The sequence below is a fragment of the Gluconobacter japonicus genome, from assembly GCF_015244665.1.
Lineage (GTDB): Bacteria > Pseudomonadota > Alphaproteobacteria > Acetobacterales > Acetobacteraceae > Gluconobacter > Gluconobacter japonicus.
The window spans coordinates 73,474-92,811 of sequence record NZ_JABCQN010000002.1; the positions used below are offsets into that span (position 1 = coordinate 73,474).

A 19,338-nucleotide genomic window follows, 5' to 3' on the forward strand; every position below is an offset into this window, starting at 1 on the left:
TCTTTCTGGTCAGCATGTTCTGAACGCAACTGACCAGAAAGACGGCTTCCCTCAGTCGCCCTGTGTCGTCGGCGCAGAAGAGGGCGGCCCCGTCATGATCCGCGTAATAGCTTGCCGCACACCGGCTTCCCATTCCGGATCTGCCTGGCGGAACAAAGCAAACTGCCGCTCCATGATCTCTGCCGGAACGCCCGTCATGGCCCCCGCGATATTATCGAAGAACCGCTCCCGCTGACCGGCATCGAACATCCGGAACAACGCCCGGGGCTGCGCAAAATCATCGCCCTCATGGCGGTGCTCATAGTACTCGGCATCGCCATTAATCCGCAGAGGCGGCTCCATGGCTGCACTCTCTTCAACCGGCCCGCCAAACGAATTCGGCTCATAATATCCGCCGTCCCCCGGCTCAGGCGCATCAAACCGCATGGGACCATCCATGTGATAATTTTTCACGGCAATCTGCGGACGATTCACCGGCAGCGATTCATAATGCGTCCCCACCCGGTAACGATGCGCATCTGCATAAGCAAACAGACGCCCCTGCAAGAGCCTGTCAGGCGAGAAGCCAATGCCTGGCACGATATTGGATGGTGAAAAAGACGCCTGCTCGATCTCCGCAAAATAATTTACGGCATTCCGGTTCAGCTCCATGACGCCCACCTCCTGCAAAGGATAATCCGCATGAGGCCAGACCTTCGTCACATCGAATGGATTGAAACTGACGCGCTCCGCCTCAGCCTCTTCCATCACCTGAATGAACACGGTCCATTTCGGGAAATCGCCGCCCTCAATGGCCTCGTAAAGATCAGCCTGCGCGCTCTCACGATCCTGCCCGATGACAGCGTTGGCCTCATCATTCGTCCAGAAACGGTGCCCCTGCTGGGTCTTGAAATGAAACTTCACCCAGAAACGTTCACCCTGCGCATTCCAGAGCGAAAACGTGTGACTGCCATACCCGTTCATGAACCTGTAGCTCCGCGGCAGCCCACGATCGGAAAACAGGATCGCCACCTGATGCAGACTTTCTGGGCTCAGAGACCAGAAATCCCACATCGCTGTCGCAGACCGGCGGTTCGTACGCGGATGCCGCTTCTGGGTATGAATGAAGTCAGGAAACTTCATCGGATCACGAACAAAGAAAACAGGGGTGTTGTTCCCAACAAGATCCCAGTTTCCCTCATCGGTATAGAATTTCAGGGCAAATCCCCGAACATCCCGTTCAGCATCCGCCGCACCGCGCTCACCTGCGACCGTGGAAAAACGCGCCAATATATCGGTGGTCTTGCCAACCTCAGAAAAAATGGACGCCCTGCTGAAACGGGTAATGTCATGCGTGACCGTAAACGTGCCGAACGCGCCCGAACCCTTGGCATGCACAGTCCGCTCAGGAATACGCTCCCGGTTCTGGTGCGCCAGTTTCTCGAGCAACTGATAATTTTCCAGCAGCAGCGGCCCACGCGGACCTGCCGTCTTGCTATCTTGATTACTGACCCAAGGGGCACCTGCGGTGGTGCGAATGATAGTCCGGTCGGCCATGGCCTGATCTCCTGTCTTAACAAGTGAGACCAGTTAGCCGATACACAAACAAAAGGTTAAACCGATTTATTTTTTATCTGTGTTCGGTTTTTCCTTTTAAAAACCTTTCAAGTTTGCGTCAGTGTCTGATCCATTTCCTGCACAGATTTTCTTTTTCCCCTACCCTTCGACAATATCCGTAAGATCGGCCCTGCCCATGAAACCCCATGGCATCAAAGCTGTTAGGAGACTGATATGCTGAAAACTCTTTCTTCCCTCTCCCTTTCTGTCGCAGCACTGTCTGTCGCCCTCGGTCTCGCCGGTTGCGTTAACGACAATACCAGCCCACAGGAAAAGCAGCTCATCTCCGCAGGGTTCGTCAGACACCCCGCCAATTCTCCGTCTCGCCGCGCAGAGCTGCAACTCATGCCGCAACACGTCTTCCTGACACGCAAAACACCCGAGGGTCTGCGCTACATCTATGCAGATCGGGACCTGTGTGACTGCGCCTTCGTTGGCACGCCAGAAGCTTTCGAAAAATACGCTGCTGAACAGCCTCACGGCGTCTCCACAACACCCGCCCCAGAATCAGACACCACAAAATCAGACATGCACCAGACGACAGATCCCAACACAACCTCGTCTGCCCTCGGCCAAACCCCCGCAACATCCAGCGGGCCTGCCAAGAAAAATCCCTGACCGTTTCCAGAGCGTCAAGAAACCGACATCACGCTGTTTGGCATAGCTCAATGCAATACCAAACAGCATCAACATAACCTGTGTTACAGATCCAGAAGGCTAGATGGTTCTTCGTTCTCAGGGCAAAATTTTCAGGTCTTCAGAGTCTCCGGTAAAAACCTGCGTCTGAAAATAATATTTTCCTGTCGGCGTCCCGTCGTCATTTAGCCAGAAAACAGGCACCCTCTGAGCAATCCCGGACACAAGGATTGTTCGGTCCATGAAATGTTGTTCAGCCGACTGTGACGTATTACGCAGCAAATCTTTTGCCATAGCGCCGCTAATGGCAACAACAAGGGTTTTTGGATCTCTGTAATCCTGAGCAGAATCCAGGTACATTGATCCGTCACTCCAACCAACGCGCCTTACAGTCATTCTGAATTTTCCGACCACTCCGGAAGGATCAGCATGAACCGCAGAAATCGCGGTCTCAGGCGTGTAAATTTGCGGTCCGCAGCCAGTAAGACCGCAAATCACAAGAGAAAAAACAGAGAGTGTCAGAAAACGAGGCATCAGTTTCCGCTTCTTGGACAGACAGTCTTTTTATTAACTGCCTTCTGAATGTATCCTTCTGTAACAGAAAGAGGTTTTTCCGCCCAGACAAAAGGCACCCAGCTAATACCCCTTCAGAGAAGCCGGGCGAGTTTCATGAACAGAAACGTCACAGCCATGAACACGAAACACACAAATCCGGCTTCGATTGTTCCCCACGCCCCCTGCGCCAGAAACATGCCGCCCGTGTTCATACCGAAGAAGCCGGTCACGAAAGTCGCCGGCAGCATCAACGTCGTCCCCACCGAAACAATGTACAGACGACGGTTGGTTTCTTCCGCCTGATTGGACCCCAGTTCGTCCTGCAGGGAGCGCGCCCGATCCTGCAAAGCAATCAGATCGTCCAAAGCCGCATGAACCTGACGCTCCGCACGGTCACGGAGTTCGTCTTCCGCCCATTCAGGAAGGTCCAGATCCTCATCCTTCAGAACACGGTCAATCGGCGTAACAACACGTCTGAGTTCCGTCGCCCGACGGCGCACCTTACCGACAATACCACCCAGATGCCCCAGATCAGACCGATGCTCGATCAACAGAAGAACATCCTCCGCCCGATCCAGATCATCATCAAGCTGGCCAAGCTGCCGACGTACGGTTCCCGTAAATTCCCGTAATGCCCGATCCACAATGCCCGCAGGGGTCGGCGGAATATGATCAGGCCTGAGGGACCGATAGGCCGCCCCCAAAACAGGAATGGGGTTCCGCCGCGTCGTGATCAGAAGATCAGGTCGCATGGCAAAACGCCAGGCACAGATTTCCCGGTCGTCTTCCGCCAATGCATCGTCAAATGCGGGAAGCGCCCCCCAGATCAGATCATCAACGGCCTCAAGCGCAATACCGTACTCCGTTTCCGCCAACATGGCGCGCACGTCTTCCGGTAGCCCTGGCAGATGAGCGACAAAGGACCGGGCAGAACTGTGAACCGTATCAAAATGAAGCCAGAACCACCCCTCGGACGATGGCACACGCCCCGGAACCAACAGATCTTCAACTTCTCCCGCCCCCAGAGACCGCAATTCCTGTCCCGGAATCGCATGCACAGCCCAGACAAGACCATTGGCGAAGGCAGGTTTTCCAGTTTCCTGGAACGCCGGATCAAGCACCGTGAAAGGAAAGTTGTAAGTGGGGTTCTCTGACACGGCAGCCTCCTGTTCTTCAGGGGGTATTCTGGACCTGCGCCGGTTTCGAACAACACGACAGAAGGTGATCTGCCGTTCTCTGACATGCCCGGGCAACTGACGCAATATGCTGCATCGGGGCAACTGTCACGCTGTCCGGGAGTTATCAGATTATTCCCGGAGGAGCCAGCTCTTCCCTTTGCAGAGGAAAATTCAAGACATGTCCATTCGCCTGAAAGCCTCCCTGCTTGCCGCAGCCGTTATCATGGCCTCTCCTGCCGTTTCATCAGCAGCTTTCGCGCAGGCCGTCAGCAGCCCGAGCAACGATCAACCCCAGACGTCCAGTTCTGCGACGCAGAAAGCGCAGAATTCCACGATTGACCAGCCTGCCAATCACCTGCCGACGAACCCCCGTACCATCACAGAGCAGCCGGATCAGCCCGCCCCTCAGGCGCCTCACGCCATGACGGACACCACAAAGCAGGGCAAAACCGAATACAAGCACCATCTGAAGCGCACACATCAGACACCGCGGACGGTCAAAACCAAGACCGACACCGCACAGCCGAACTGACACAGACCAGATGCGACGGAGCCACACTTTGCGTGGCTCCGCCAAGCCTCTATACCTGCTGCCATCCAAGACGGGCAGTAAGGGCCAATCATGACCACGCAGGACTACAAGGTACACGACATTTCCCTCGCAGACTGGGGCCGCAAGGAAATCTCCATCGCTGAGGGCGAAATGCCCGGCCTGATGGCACTCCGCGAAGAATACAAGGACACCCAGCCGCTCAAGGGTGCGCGTATCGCTGGCTGCCTCCACATGACCATTCAGACCGCCGTGCTGATCGAGACGCTGACGGCTCTCGGCGCAACGGTCCGCTGGTCGTCCTGCAACATTTTCTCCACGCAGGATCACGCAGCAGCAGCCATCGCTGCAGCCGGTATTCCCGTCTTTGCCTGGAAGGGCCTGACGGAAGAAGAATTCAACTGGTGCATTGAGCAGACCATCACGGGTCCGGACGGCTGGACGCCGAACATGATCCTCGATGACGGCGGCGACCTCACGGTCATGATGCACGATCAGTTCCCGGAACTCCTGAAGGACGTCCGCGGCCTGTCCGAAGAGACGACGACGGGTGTGCATCGTCTCTGGCAGATGGCCAAGGCTGGCACGCTGAAGGTTCCAGCCATCAACGTGAACGACAGCGTCACGAAGTCCAAGTTCGACAACCTGTACGGCTGCCGCGAGAGCCTGGTGGACGCCATCCGCCGTGGCACAGACGTCATGATGGCCGGCAAGGTTGCCGTGGTTGCCGGTTACGGCGACGTGGGCAAGGGTTCCGCTGCCTCCCTGCGCAATGCAGGCTGCCGCGTTCTCGTGACCGAAGTCGACCCGATCTGCGCCCTTCAGGCCGCCATGGAAGGCTATGAAGTCGTCACCATGGAAAACGCAGCACCGCGCGGCGACATTTTCGTCACCTGCACGGGCAATGTGGACATCATCACGATCGACCACATGCGTGAAATGAAGGACCGTGCGATCGTCTGCAACATCGGTCACTTCGATAGCGAAATCCAGGTCGAAGCCTTGCGCAACTATCGCTGGAACAACATCAAGCCGCAGGTTGACGAAGTCGAGCTGGCCGAAGGCCGCCGCATCATCCTGCTCTCCGAAGGCCGTCTCGTAAACCTTGGCAACGCCACAGGTCACCCGTCCTTCGTGATGTCCGCTTCCTTCACCAACCAGACGCTGGCCCAGATCGAACTCTGGACCGCCAAGCCGGGCCAGTACGAGGTGAAGGTTTATACCCTGCCAAAGGCTCTGGACGAAAAGGTCGCTGCCCTCCACCTCGCAAAGGTCGGCGCCGAACTCTCCAAGATGTCCACGAAGCAGGCTGACTACATTGGCGTTCCGGTTGCCGGTCCGTTCAAGCACGAAGAATATCGTTACTGAGCGGAACAGGTGACATGGGGTAGGCGTTGTCTACCCCGACACCATTTTTCAAACCGTCAGGAGTATTTCCTATGGGTCTTTTCAGCACGATCATGTCCAAGATTTTCGGACATGCAGAAGCAGCCACGCCAACGTCCGGCACGGCTGATGCACAGGCTTCCGCTGGCGCTCCGGCTGCTGCGGCACCTGCTACCCCAGCCGCACCAGTGGACGTGGATGCCGTTCTTTCCGATCTGGCATCCAAGGCTGGCCAGCCGCTGAACTACAAGACCTCGATTGTGGATCTTCTGAAGCTGCTCGGTCTCGACAGCTCCCTGGAAGCACGTAAGCAGCTTGCAGGCGAACTGCACTACACGGGCAGCACGGACGACTCAGCAACGATGAACGTCTGGCTCATCAAGCAGGTCTATGCCGAGCTGGCCAAGAACGGCGGCAAGGTTCCTGAAGGCTGGGCTCACTAAGCCTTCCTTTAGATCCGTTACGAAAAAGCCCGGATGAAAACATCCGGGCTTTTTTTGTCTTGGAAAGGCGTTCAGGGCTGACGAGCCAGAACAGGCCACGAGGGGGAAAGCGTTATGGCTGAAGCCTCGATATCAGGCGCTCTTCCCTCACGTAACTCAACCAGGGACTGATGAAAAATCCTTACCCTGATATCACGCGTGCCATCAGAATGGTGCCAACGCTCAAACGCCAGAACGGTATTGGGCGCGGTCGAATCAGGTTGATCCGGGAAAGACCAGTCCAATCCGAATAGCGCCATCATGGCTGCCAGATTCGTGTCATGCCCCGCCAGAACCAGCACCTTCGTTGAAGGCAGAACGCTCGGAATAGACGGCACAGACCGGTCAGACAGAAACGCGCGAATAGTCTCGGCCATTATACTATTCCGGGCTCGAGCATATTCAGGCAAACGGCGCAGCAGGTGATTTTCTGCTTCATGCGCAGGCATGATTGCGTCGATAAAAGCCGGTGCGTCTTTGTCGGTAATGCCGAAGCCTGTTAACGACAGCCCTTCGGAATAGGCCAGCAACAGGCTTTCCGCGGCCATTCCTCCTGTTACAAAGCCTCCCTGAAGGCGAGGAGTACCCTTTTTCCACTCAATCTTCGTCGGCCCAGCAAGGCATTGAGGCGATGCTGGATCTGACAAACAGCCTTTCGGAGTAAGAAGAGCCTGAAGTCTGTTCAGCGCATTGGTGGACGCTGGCTCGGGTAAGGTTCTCTCCGCAGCATCAAAGTCCCGCCTCAATGCCGTAGGATCAACACGGCCGGACTGAGTACCAAGTGCATTGAAGACAGGATCAGCCGCAGTAGGCGCCCATTGAGCTTTTACGGCACATTCAGGCGCAATTCCTTTTGCCCAGATCTCACCTGTCTGTCGTGTTCTATGATCGGCCGTATCCGCCCAGACAACGCTCTCTTGTTCCATTGTCTGGCAGTCTTCTGACGCAGGAAGTATGCCAGTTTTACGGTAAGTCTCCTGAACAGCCTGCACCATCGCAGCAAGAGTTTTAGCACCGTGATCCGTCATTTCCCCCGGTGCCACAGACCAGACAGGCCAGGCGTGACCCGTACGGCGCTCCATATCCTGCGGCGACTGTGTAGGGCTGCGAATTCCATGTCGACTGAGAAGAACAACTTTTTCAAGCACGTCTCCCTGCGTCTGAGGTGCACAAGCCCCCAGAACAAGCAGGCAAACAAGCGAAGAAAACCGTCGCATCATGGCATCGTTGCGGTCATGTTGAAGAAGACGCTCCGGCCGGCAATACGCCAGAACAATGGGGCATCTCCATAAGACTGGTTGCCCGCAAAATCGCTGATCGCACGGTTATTGAAGAGGTTGGCAATCTTGATGCTCGGCGTAACATCTCTGAAAAACGAGCCAATGTGATGAATTCGCCAGCCCATGGCGAGATCCGCAGTCACCGTGCTTCCAATTTTATACTGATTTTTGAAAGCCGTGTTTCCTTCATCATCCGTAGTGCTGTCCAGACCCCAATGCGTTCCGGCATATTTTCCCATAAGGGAGAAATATGGCCCATGTTCACTCTCATAAAGCACACCAAAGGAGGCAAGTGCGTTAGGTGACTGAGCAACCCGGACATGGCTGTGTTTGTATTTTGCATCATTAACACTGTAATTCCCGTAAAGAGAAAAACCGTAGCCAATGACATACTGTCCTTCGATCTCAATTCCCCGATAGATTGCGCCACCGCTATTCACATATGTCGATGTCGTACCGATATTCGGGACCTTGATCTGGGCAGCAGCAATATAATTTGAGAAATTGATATAATACCCGTCCAGAGACAGCATCCAGTTCCGACCATGATATACGGACCCGACCTGATAATTCATGGTTGTTTCAGGCTTTACGTCTCCAACGGAATTCGCCTGGAAGACAGACATTGGCGGTGCGAGAAAACCTCGCGCAACCTGTGCGTAGGCGCTCCAGTTCTTGATAATACGTTGATTTATCGCAATAGAGGGCTGCCAGGAATTATAGCTCTGCGTATCTTTCAATGGCACCTTTGTGCTCTTGTTGATACCCGCATCGTAATCTCTTTTGAAGATGGAATATTTTATTCCCGGTTTAATTGTTGCACCTTTCCATGGGTGAACATTCAACTCAAGATAAGGCTGAATAGTCGTGTTCAGATCTGAAATATCATAATTATACGGAGAACCACTTTTCCCAGTCACAGGGATGGAGCCCTGACTGATATCAATGGCGTACGTATATCGTCGATCCTTCTGAACGTCTGCCCATACACCAGTAAGAATGTCACCGTAAGTTGTATGCGCCTTCAGGCGGAGAGTGTCTCCGTAGGTTCGATATGCTGCATCGGCATATTTGCCAGGAATATCATTTTTATACGTCGCTACTTTTTTACCTGCTGCATTGTAGAACGTCACACCATTTGCCGCAGTACTACTCTGACTGGCATCCGTGCTTTCGGAATAATCATGCTCGAAACCACTCGTATAAATCTGATTTTCCAACGTCAGCCATGACAGAAGACGTGTTTTAAGAGAGATATAGTCAAAATCAGATGTGTAGGTGCTAGGCTGGTATTCGTAATAACATTGCTTTTTCGGATCATTACAAAGTCCGTAATTTTTACCGTATTTTCTATAGTCTTCCAGCGTGGCGCCCTGCGTCGTGTACTGCCATTCCTTGTTATAGGTCGTTTCAATTGTCAGCGTCGTTTCTGGTGCAAGGTCAACAACATCCTTAAACATCAGATTGCTACGACGTTCGGACGAGTTGGTCAGATAACCATTCGTCTCTTCATGCTGCATATCGATAAAAGCACGGCCAAATCTGGTTTTTCCTGTATTGAACTCAATACCGCCCGCACGGGTATTAAAGCTTCCATACGTTCCATACAGGGTTGTGCCCATCCGGGCAGCAGGATTTTTAGACGTAAATCCCATTGTGCCACCGAAAGTGGCATTCCCAATTGTTGACGCAGTTCCAGGACCACGATCAATCTGGGCTTCCCCAAGAAAATGGGAAATGAACAGCGATGAGGTTGTATGCCCAAGGTCCGTGGCATTCCCGAACGGAATACCATCAAACGTCATATTATACTGACCGTCCTGAAACCCACGAAGACTCATTGTCTCCGCTTTTCCCATTCCCGGGCCATTAGGGTTTTGCGAAAAAACGCTAGGCTGAAACTGAATAATATCATCAACACTTGCCAGTGGAATAATATTATTCGCCAAAAACCCTGACTGGATTTTTGATGTCGGTTGCGTAATGTCCAAAGGTACCGTTGCGGGAGCGATACGAGAAGCATGACCTAGAACAGTCAGTTTTTCAACTGCCTGTGTTTCTTTGTTTGCATCTTTTTTGTCGTCCGCATGCTTGCTTTCAGCAGCATATGCAACAGAACCAAAAAGAATCGCCCCTGTCACAATATGGCTGGACAGGACGAAACTTTTTCGAACATTTTTCATGGAAATCGCGTGCTCCCGTGGAAGAGAAGACGCTCATTACTCATGCTTCTGGATACTGAAAACCTGTATTACCCCTCCGCAACAGAAGTTTCATACGGTTTACCCAAAAATGTCATACTTATTATGTAATATTTCTTATTCCCAACATCAGGGAAGAGGTCTTTTATCTGCAATCGGATCAATTTTTGGCTCGGTTAACGGTCCGGAATCCACAACAATTACCAGATCTCCAGCAATAGGTGTCTGCTCCCGATCTTTTGGCAACAGGGCCGAAAACCGCGGATCATAACCGGCTGCCTGCTCGTACAACGCATCGATCAAACCGTAGTGATCCATGAAGTGATTCATGGTCGCCGGAATACGGATACACCCTTCCGAGGCTGGATGTCCGAGACGCCATTCCAGAAACTGCGGATCTGTCGCATGAATTTCCAGCCTGATCTGCCCGGTTTCATGTTTGGGTAACCACCCCTTCAATGCGGTCTGCCACCCCATATCCCAGACACGGGATCCCTTGGCGCCAATACCGCGAATACCATATTTGTTTTTGGTTCCTTCCGCGCGATAGCCCAGCCTGTCTGCCGTATTCTGGAAAACACCCGTTGGGGTAATGTAATAATATTTGCGGCCTGTTGTTCCCGTGGAGACCGGAGTTCCCCCAATCGAAACCCAAGGCTCATCCGGAAGTGCCAGAACAAAATCCAGATGCTGTATTTTTTCATTTCGATCCACAACCATAACAAGTTGTGGGCGTGAAATTGGCAAACCGGATTTCGTCAATTCTTCCTGAGCCAGAGTAATAAATATTTCCCGGCGTTCTGGTTTGTAAGTTGAAAATCCCTTGACGGTTTTCACCATTATTTTTTCCAGTCGGGCGGCTTCTTTATGTGCCTCAGCATTACTCACGACAGGAAGAGGCGGAATTTCTACAGGAGGAATGACAGGCGCGGCATCAGTGGGTGGATTTATTGCAGGAGGCGGAACCGACACATCTCCGATTGCACTTGTCACGGCAGCAGGCCGTGGTGTTTCTCCCCCCGCTGGATCAGTCTGCGCGCACGCCAGCAATGGCAGTACACCTCCTCCCAAGACCGTTGTCATGGCAAGAAGCCGGATGGAATAAGACAGTCTGAAAGCAGGTGACATGGCTGGAATAACCCTCGGTTCAAAATGGTTCAATGAACGCGGGGGAACGATACTCGTCCGGCGTTCAGCAAAAGACGCCACGTCTTAACGTTGCGTCTTCCGAAAAAGATCAGAGATCGAGAAGCAGCCGCCTCGGATCTTCAACAAGCTGCTTGACGCGAACAAGGAAGCTGACAGCTTCGCGCCCATCCACGAGACGGTGATCATAAGACAATGCAACATACATCATGGGACGAACAACGACCTGACCGTCACGCACGACAGGACGATCCTGAATGGCATGCATACCTAAAATGCCCGACTGCGGCGTATTCAGAATTGGCGTTGAAAGCAGCGATCCGAAAATACCGCCGTTCGTGATTGAAAACGTCCCGTGTGACAGCTCGTCCAGTTTGAGCGACCCTACTCGCGCGCGTTTGCCGTAATCCGCAATACGACGCTCCAGTTCTGCGAAACTCATCTGGTCAGCGTCATGAAGAACAGGGACAACCAGTCCGCGCTCTGTTCCAACCGCGATCCCGAGATTGACGAAATCACGATAAACGATCTCATCTCCTTCAATCTGGGCATTCAGGGCTGGATAATCACGAAGTGCCCCGACTACGGCTCTGGCAAAGAAAGACATGAAGCCCAGTCGGGCACCATCATGTTTTTTTTCAAATTCATCCTTGTATTCGGCCCGAAGTGCCTTGGCCGCAGACATGTCAATTTCATTGAATGTCGTCAGGATTGCAGCCGTATTCTGTGCTGCTTTCAGATTTCGTGCAATCGTCTGCCGCAGTCGCGACATCGGAACGCGACGTTCCCGGGAGATATTCTCTCCAGAATTACCGACAACCGGAGGCTCCGTGATTGTCGGTCCAAGAGCCGGTTTTGGCGCAGGTGAAGGCTCAACAACCGGCGGCGCGACAGGCTCAGAAGATACAGCCTCGACAGGCAGAACTTCAGATGCGGTCACCGCTGGTGCTTCAGCCGTCTCATCAACCTGGCCTAAAAGACCACCAATCTCCACTTCCGTCCCCAACGGAATACAGTTCTCAAGGCGCCCGGCAGAAGGTGCCGTCACCTCAACGCTCACCTTGTCCGTCTCAAGTTCGACAACTGTTTCGTCATGCTGAACGTAATCACCCGCCTGCTTCAGCCAGCGCGCGACAGTCGCGGTCGTCAGGCTTTCTCCCAGCGCCGGCACCCGGATCTCGACCGCCATCGTCTCTCCTCACTTGCACAAACACCCTAATCAGGGGATGGATCTTCTTCTAACTCTCATTCCGCCGGATGCCCGACAGGATAACTGAAGCAGGATAGTGCATCTTGATCCTGAGCGGGAGACAGGAACTATCTCTATGCCGGGACTTTGAAAAATGCAGCAAAGGACGCCGACATGACAAACCCGTCTGATTTTCCTCCCTTTCTGGCCTCAGATCATCTTTCCCACCGCACTCATGACATCCTGAAGGAACGCCTCGAAGAAGATTCGTCAGGCTCACAACGAACGCTTTCTTCGACCGCTTTTGCGGTTTTGGAACGCCTTGTGACCGTTCTCCTGCCGCAGGAAGAGGTTTTGGGCCAACAGACGCTCAATCTTGCTTTGCGGGTTGATCTCGCTTTGAGCGGACCGCGGGACGGTTGGCGCTTTGCAGAACTTCCTTCCGACAGTCAGGCGTGGGAGCAAGCCCTCCTGACTCTGAATGATCTTTCCATTTCACAATTTGAGCGCCCTTTTTCTTTGCTCGAAGAGAGCGACGTCGCGGCATTTCTGGATGCCATGGGAGAAGGGGAAGCTGGTTTGGACACGCCTAACCGTCTGAATCCGTCACAAATGCAGAAATGGGCTCTCGATCTGCGGGCAGACGTTATCGAATGTTTTCTGGCTGATCCCCGCGTTCAGGACAGACTTGGAATGTCTGCCAACCTGAACGGTGGTGACGAAAGATTTCAGGGCTTTGAAACCGTTCAGGCGAATGAACGGGAAGACTTCGAACCTGCCACAAAAATTTCCTCCGCAGCATAAGGCGCACCTGAAAAATGAAGACTTATGCTGAGACCGATATTCTGGACGTCATTATTGTTGGAAGCGGCGCTGGCGGAGCGCCCCTCGCCGCACGGCTGGCCCAGGCAGGCAAGAGCGTTCTTGTGCTGGAAGCAGGACCAAAATTCACACCTGCACACTATACATCTGACGAAATCGAAGCCCGCGAAATCTACTGGCTTAACGAACGCCTTTCCGGGGGGCGTAATCCTCAGCCTTTCGGCGGCAACAATAGTGGAACGGGCGTTGGTGGATCCATGCTGCACTATGGAGCCTTTCTTCCTCGCCCGGACGCCCGGGACTTCCAGCTTCATACGGAAACGGGCCGCAGCGTGGACTGGCCTTTCCGTTACGAGGAACTGCTTCCTTACATTGAAGAAGTAGAATCCTTCATTGGTGTCTCTGGCCCGGCCCAATATCCATGGGATCCCTCCCGGCAATATGCCTACTCGCCCCCGCCAGCAAATCCGGCAGCCCTGAAAATGCGCGACGCCTGCGACGCTTTAGGCCTTCGTCATGCTGACGGTCCGACAGCGCTGATCACACGACCTTTCAATCAACCATATTTTGGTGAACGGCAGGGCTGTGTCAGTTGTGGAGCCTGTCATCAGGGATGCCGGAATGGTGCAAAATCAGGCACTGACAACACATGGCTTCCGCTGGCTGTTGCATATGGCGCCGAAATACGACCGGGTTGTTTCGTTCATACCATTGAAACAGACCAGGCAGGTCGCGTGACAGGTGTTGTCTATAAGCAGAATGGCCAGGATATCCGACAGCGCTGCGAGAAACTGGTTCTGTCTGCCGGTGCTGTCGAAACTGCCCGTCTGCTTCTGCATAACGGGCTGGCTAACAGTTCAGGGCAGGTTGGGGAAAATTACATGACTCATATCTCAACCCAGATCTGGGGCGAGATTGACCAGGAGGTTCGCCCCAATCGCGGTTATCCTTCCCTGACAATTACTGAAGACATGATGCGCCCGAAAGACGCAGATTTCGCTGGGGGATATCTGATCCAGTCTCTTGGCATGATGCCCATCACCTGGGCTTCCAACATCGCACGCGGGTCTACCCGTCGTGGGGCAGATCTTGTCCGTACGCTCGCAGGGTATAATCGCAGCATCGGCATGGGGATTCACGGAGACTGCATGCCCAGCCCTGAAAACCGCGTTGTGCTCTCAGACGAGAAAGACCATTTCGGTATCCCGAAACCTCTGATCACGCACAGTTATGGCCCTAACGAACTGGCCATGCATGCGCATGCCTCCCGCCTGCTGACCCGTATGTGGAACGCCATTGGCGCGAAGGATCTTCGTATTCTTGATCGGGCGGCGCACATGATGGGCACGGCGCGTATGGGGAAAGATTCCGGCTCTGCTGTTGTGACGCCTTACGGGCAGAGCTTCGATATCGACAACCTGTGGATCAGCGATCACTCTACCTTCCCAAGCGCCACCGCTGCCAACCCCGCCCTTACCATCATGGCTCTGGCCCTTCGCACGGCCGATGCCATGCTGACCCATTGATTCATATCAAAGTCATGTCACCGAGCGCGTCAGGCTTGACACTCCTTCGCGCGCTCCGGTAATCCAACGGGGACTTCCTGGTGGTTATCTAGCCACCCGGTCTCCTTTCCTAACCGGATGACGTTTGCTTCCGATGCCACGCCCTGAAAAGGTGCCTGACGTCCGTAGCCTCTGTTCTGATCATTCAGCATCAGGCAGGCCCATCCTTCCCCCATAAGGTTTGCCCCAAGGGCACATAAGGCGCGTTTTTCATGCATCTCGCCGAACTCAAGAAAAAATCTCCGGCCGATCTGCTGGCTTATGCAGAGGAACTGGAGATCGAAAACGTCTCGTCCATGCGCAAGCAGGACATCATGTTTGCTATCCTCAAGACCCTTGCCGAGCGCGATCAGGCGATCTACGGCGAGGGAACACTGGAAATCCTGCCGGATGGTTTTGGTTTCCTGCGGAGCCCGGAAGCAAATTATCTTCCCGGCCCAGACGATATCTACATTTCCCCGACGCAGGTCCGCCGTTTCGGTCTGCGCCCCGGTGATACGGTTGAAGGCCAGATCCGCGCCCCGCGTGATGGCGAGCGTTACTTCGCGCTCCTCAAGGTCAACACCATCAACTTCGAAGACCCGGACGTCGTCCGGACGCGTATCAATTTCGATAACCTGACGCCGCTCTACCCTGAGCGTCGCCTGAAGATGGAAGTTGAACAGTCCGAGCCCGCTGTTTCCGAGACATCTCCTCGCAGCAAGGGCAAGAAAGACCAGCGCGATTACACGCCTCGTGTCATCGACCTTGTCACGCCGATCGGTATGGGCCAGCGCGCCCTGATCGTCGCTCCACCGCGGACGGGTAAGACCGTGATGCTCCAGAGCATCGCAGCCTCGATCTCAGCAAACCATCCAGAAGTTTTTCTGATCGTTCTTCTGATCGACGAACGTCCGGAAGAAGTGACGGACATGGCCCGCTCTGTGCGCGGTGAGGTTGTTTCCTCTACCTTCGATGAACCGGCAACACGCCATGTTCAGGTGACGGAAATGGTTCTCGAAAAGGCAAAGCGCCTGGTTGAACACAAGCGGGACGTCGTGATCCTTCTGGATTCCATCACCCGTCTGGCCCGTGCCTACAACACCGTTGTGCCATCATCCGGCAAGGTGCTGACCGGCGGTGTGGACGCCAACGCTCTGCAGCGCCCAAAGCGCTTCTTCGGTGCAGCCCGTAATATCGAAGAAGGTGGCTCGCTCACCATCATCGCTACGGCGCTGATCGATACCGGCTCGCGCATGGATGAAGTGATTTTTGAAGAGTTCAAGGGCACCGGTAACGCCGAACTCATCCTGGATCGCAAACTGGCTGACAAGCGCACCTTCCCTGCCATCGACATCACCAAGTCGGGCACACGTAAAGAAGAACTGCTGGTTGACCGTGCTGAACTGTCCAAGATGTGGGTCCTGCGCCGTATCCTCGCACCAATGGGGACGATGGATGCCATGGACTTCCTGCTGGACAAGCTGAAATACAGCAAATCCAACCACGACTTCTTTGAAGCCATGAACAACTAATCCGTTTTCTGTTCATGCAAAAAAGGGGAGCTTCGGCTCCCCTTTTTTGTTGGTATTTTCAGTCGCCTTTTTCGAGATCAAGAAGGATTTTCTTGTCTTCAACACCATTCAATCCGGAATATCCCCCTAGCCCGGTTGCCCCTACAACGCGGTGACAGGGGATGAGAACCGGAATTGGGTTGGCTCCCATAGCCCCACCAATAGAGCGCGCTGACCCTCCAGCCTGTGCGGCAATTTCAGCGTAAGTCCGCGTTTCTCCGTATGGGATTTTTAGAATGGCTTTCCAGATTTTCTGGCGATAAGGCGTTCCATAGGGAGAAAATGGAAGGTCGCTGAAATCGACCTTCTCCCCATCGAAATATTTTTCAAGAAGATCGCGGACCCTCACCAGAAGTGGCGTCTCTTCCTGATCGCGGCCCCAGCCCCAATCAAGAGCAACAATACGCCCTTCATCTTCGCTGATGGTCAGGGCTCCAAGTGGGGAATGACAGGAAAGCTGTGGCATGCAGATACGCTGCCTCATCCCCAGGAAAGCGTCAATCATGCTTCCCTAAAAGAGTCCCTATGAAAAAAACACATGCGTGTCACGCATATGCCGGGAAGCCGGTATTCTCAAATAACATATGGGATCATTTTTGTATGATTTTACGAAATATTACTCACCTTGTTGAGAAACTGCCATTTTTTGTGTCAAACCTGCGACAGGTACCAAAGATGTTTGCTTGTTTCTTATTAAGAATAATTCTCATCTAATCAAGAAGACTATTTCTCAAACATACCGCTCACGGAAACGTCAGAAGCCCAGTTTTCTACAAACAATAAAATAAGGAGTAGTAAGTTCTCGTGATGCTGGTTTTCCAGACAACTTGAGAAACTGATGGCACCTTTATCGCGTGAGAGGAGCCTATCAGGACTTAAGGGGTCCGAAATACCAGTAACAGGAACAGTCTTTGCAAAGAGGACAGTCGGATCATGGTTTCTGGTCTACTGACGCCGATCAACGTTACGAAGAAGCGCCTTCTGGGCTGCGCTGCCGCTTTGGCATTCTGCGCCGCCTCTCCTGTCGCCCTAGCTGAGGACACAGGGACAGCCATTACAAACGCCGACCAGCATCCGGGAGACTGGATGAGCTATGGCCGGACCTATTCCGAGCAGCGATACAGCCCGCTGGACCAGATCACCAAGGACAATGCGAGCAACCTGAAGCTCGCATGGCACTACGATCTGGATACCAATCGTGGTCAGGAAGGTACGCCGCTGATCGTTGATGGCGTCATGTACGCCACCACCAACTGGAGCAAAATGAAGGCTCTGGATGCAGCAACCGGCAAGCTGCTGTGGTCCTACGATCCTAAAGTTCCAGGCAACATCGCTGACCGCGGCTGCTGCGATACGGTCAACCGTGGTGCAGCCTACTGGAACGGCAAGGTCTATTTCGGCACATTTGACGGCCGTCTGATCGCACTGGATGCCAAGACCGGCAAGCTGGTCTGGAGCGTCTATACGGTTCCCAAGGAAGCCCAGCTGGGTCATCAGCGCTCTTACACGCTTGATGGCGCTCCGCGTATTGCCAAGGGCAAGGTCATCGTCGGTAACGGTGGTGCAGAATTCGGTGCCCGTGGTTTCGTCACAGCCTATGACGCCGAAACCGGCAAAATGGACTGGCGTTTCTTCACGGTTCCGAACCCTGACAACAAGCCGGATGGCGCTGCGTCCGATGATGTTTTGATGTCCAAGGCTTACCCGACATGGGGTAAGGGCGGCGCATGGAAGCAGCAGGGCGGCGGCGGTACCGTCTGGGACTCCCTGATCTATGACCCGGTAACGGATCTCGTTTATCTGGGCGTGGGTAACGGTTCGCCATGGAACTACAAGTTCCGTTCTGAAGGAAAGGGTAACAACCTCTTCCTCGGCAGCATCGTGGCCATCAATCCTGACACCGGCAAATACGTCTGGCATTTCCAGGAAACGCCGATGGATCAGTGGGATTACACCTCGGTTCAGCAGATCATGGCGCTCGACATGCCGATCAATGGCGAGATGCGCCATGTGCTCGTGCACGCTCCAAAGAACGGCTTCTTCTACATCATCGACGCCAAGACCGGTAAGTTCATCTCCGGCAAGCCTTACACTTATGAGAACTGGGCCAATGGTCTGGATCCTGTAACAGGCCGCCCGAACTATAATCCAGAAGCTCTTTGGACGCTGAACGGCAAGCCTTGGTACGGTATCCCAGGCGATCTGGGTGGCCATAACTTCGCTGCCATGGCTTACAGCCCACAGACGAAGCTGGTTTATATCCCGGCCCAGCAGGTTCCGTTCGTTTACGATCCGCAGAAGGGTGGTTTCAAGGCTCACCACGACAGCTGGAACCTTGGCCTCGACATGAACAAGATCGGTCTGCTGGATGACAACGATCCACAGCATAAGGCTGACAAGGCCCAGTTTTTGAAGGATCTGAAGGGCTGGATCGTTGCGTGGGATCCCGCAAAGCAGCAGGCTGTCTTTACTGTTGACCACAAGGGTCCATGGAATGGTGGCCTTCTGGCTACGGCTGGCGGCGTTCTGTTCCAGGGTCTCGCCAATGGCGAGTTCCATGCCTACGACGCGACAACGGGCAAGGACCTCTTCACCTTCCCAGCCCAGAGCGCCATCATCGCTCCGCCTGTGACCTACACGGCACACGGCAAGCAGTATGTCGCTGTGGAAGTGGGCTGGGGCGGTATCTATCCGTTCTTCCTCGGCGGCGTTGCCCGCACGTCGGGCTGGACGGTCAACCATTCCAGAATCATTGCATTTGCTCTCGACGGCAGTGACAAGCTTCCGACCAAGAACGAACTCGGGTTTGTTCCGGTGAAGCCACCTGAAAAGTGGGACGAAGCCAAGATCAAGGATGGCTACTTCCAGTTCCAGACTTATTGCGCAGCCTGCCATGGCGATAACGGCATTTCCGGTGGCGTTCTGCCAGACCTGCGCTGGTCCGGTGCAATCCGCGGACAGGAAAAGTTCTACAAGCTCGTCGGCAAGGGTGCTCTGACGGCCTATGGTATGGACCGTTTCGATACGTCCATGTCTCCGGCTGAAATCGAAGACATCCGCAACTTCCTTGTGAAGCGTGCCAACGAGTCCTACGCAGACGAAGTCAAGGCCCGAGAGAATGAGGCAGGCGTCCCCAACGCTGAATTCCTCAACGTCCCTCAGGGTTCGGTTGCGCCTGCAACGCCGGACCATCCGTGAC

General features: G+C 54.0%; 15 protein-coding genes. 8 read left to right on the top strand and 7 right to left on the bottom strand.

The window, feature by feature from the left end; all coding sequences use genetic code 11:
- Window positions 1–51: 51 nt before the first annotated feature.
- A complete protein-coding gene (locus tag HKD32_RS03780; protein WP_061931133.1) occupies window positions 52–1,536 on the bottom strand; it encodes a catalase in 1,485 nt (494 codons plus the stop codon).
- Between the two features lie 234 nt (window positions 1,537–1,770).
- Between HKD32_RS03780 and HKD32_RS03785 the strand changes: the two genes are divergently transcribed.
- Window positions 1,771–2,214 carry a hypothetical protein gene (locus HKD32_RS03785; RefSeq protein ID WP_061931136.1) on the top strand — a complete coding sequence of 148 codons (444 nt, stop codon included), beginning with the start codon at window positions 1,771–1,773 and terminating at the stop codon, window positions 2,212–2,214.
- 665 nt (window positions 2,215–2,879) lie between these two features.
- On the opposite strand, the gene HKD32_RS03790 is transcribed toward HKD32_RS03785, so the two are convergent.
- A complete protein-coding gene (locus HKD32_RS03790) occupies window positions 2,880–3,944 on the bottom strand; it encodes a transporter (protein ID WP_061931138.1) in 1,065 nt (354 codons plus the stop codon).
- A 199-nt stretch (window positions 3,945–4,143) separates the two neighbouring features.
- On the opposite strand from HKD32_RS03790, the gene HKD32_RS03795 reads away from it, so the two are divergent.
- The 3 genes from HKD32_RS03795 (at window position 4,144) to HKD32_RS03805 (ending at window position 6,344) form a co-directional block, all read left to right on the top strand.
- On the top strand, window positions 4,144–4,497 hold the full coding sequence (locus tag HKD32_RS03795; RefSeq protein ID WP_010504432.1) for a hypothetical protein: 354 nt from the start codon (window positions 4,144–4,146) through the stop codon (window positions 4,495–4,497).
- 90 nt (window positions 4,498–4,587) lie between these two features.
- On the top strand, window positions 4,588–5,883 hold the full coding sequence (ahcY, locus tag HKD32_RS03800; RefSeq protein WP_010504430.1) for an adenosylhomocysteinase: 1,296 nt from the start codon (window positions 4,588–4,590) through the stop codon (window positions 5,881–5,883).
- A 71-nt stretch (window positions 5,884–5,954) separates the two neighbouring features.
- Window positions 5,955–6,344: a DUF3597 domain-containing protein gene (locus tag HKD32_RS03805; protein ID WP_007282989.1), complete on the top strand. Its 390-nt coding sequence runs from the start codon at window positions 5,955–5,957 to the stop codon at window positions 6,342–6,344.
- A gap of 71 nt (window positions 6,345–6,415) precedes the next feature.
- Here HKD32_RS03805 and HKD32_RS03810 read toward each other — a convergent pair whose 3' ends face one another.
- From HKD32_RS03810 to sucB, 4 genes are all read right to left on the bottom strand, one after another.
- Complete coding sequence (locus HKD32_RS03810) at window positions 6,416–7,603, bottom strand: histidine-type phosphatase (RefSeq protein WP_194257561.1); 1,188 nt, start codon at window positions 7,601–7,603, stop codon at window positions 6,416–6,418.
- Window positions 7,600–9,846, bottom strand: a complete 2,247-nt coding sequence (locus HKD32_RS03815) for a TonB-dependent receptor (RefSeq protein ID WP_061931144.1) — start codon at window positions 9,844–9,846, stop codon at window positions 7,600–7,602. The genes HKD32_RS03810 and HKD32_RS03815 overlap by 4 nt, the downstream gene beginning before the upstream one ends.
- Before the next feature lie 147 nt (window positions 9,847–9,993).
- Entirely contained in the window at window positions 9,994–10,992 is a 999-nt protein-coding gene (locus HKD32_RS03820; protein ID WP_061931147.1) for a L,D-transpeptidase, read from the bottom strand.
- A 109-nt stretch (window positions 10,993–11,101) separates the two neighbouring features.
- Complete coding sequence (sucB, locus tag HKD32_RS03825; protein ID WP_061931150.1) at window positions 11,102–12,199, bottom strand: dihydrolipoyllysine-residue succinyltransferase; 1,098 nt, start codon at window positions 12,197–12,199, stop codon at window positions 11,102–11,104.
- Window positions 12,200–12,373: 174 nt separating this feature from the next.
- Between sucB and HKD32_RS03830 the strand changes: the two genes are divergently transcribed.
- From HKD32_RS03830 to rho, 3 genes are all read left to right on the top strand, one after another.
- Window positions 12,374–13,003 carry a gluconate 2-dehydrogenase subunit 3 family protein gene (locus HKD32_RS03830; protein ID WP_228118766.1) on the top strand — a complete coding sequence of 210 codons (630 nt, stop codon included), beginning with the start codon at window positions 12,374–12,376 and terminating at the stop codon, window positions 13,001–13,003.
- A 14-nt stretch (window positions 13,004–13,017) separates the two neighbouring features.
- Complete coding sequence (locus tag HKD32_RS03835; protein WP_061931156.1) at window positions 13,018–14,547, top strand: GMC family oxidoreductase; 1,530 nt, start codon at window positions 13,018–13,020, stop codon at window positions 14,545–14,547.
- A 251-nt stretch (window positions 14,548–14,798) separates the two neighbouring features.
- Window positions 14,799–16,100: a transcription termination factor Rho gene (gene rho, locus HKD32_RS03840; RefSeq protein WP_010504413.1), complete on the top strand. Its 1,302-nt coding sequence runs from the start codon at window positions 14,799–14,801 to the stop codon at window positions 16,098–16,100.
- Between the two features lie 58 nt (window positions 16,101–16,158).
- Here rho and HKD32_RS03845 read toward each other — a convergent pair whose 3' ends face one another.
- Complete coding sequence (locus HKD32_RS03845; RefSeq protein WP_062023471.1) at window positions 16,159–16,644, bottom strand: methylated-DNA--[protein]-cysteine S-methyltransferase; 486 nt, start codon at window positions 16,642–16,644, stop codon at window positions 16,159–16,161.
- Between the two features lie 428 nt (window positions 16,645–17,072).
- On the opposite strand from HKD32_RS03845, the gene HKD32_RS03850 reads away from it, so the two are divergent.
- Entirely contained in the window at window positions 17,073–19,337 is a 2,265-nt protein-coding gene (locus HKD32_RS03850) for a PQQ-dependent dehydrogenase, methanol/ethanol family (protein WP_010504410.1), read from the top strand.
- Window position 19,338 lies beyond the last annotated feature (1 nt).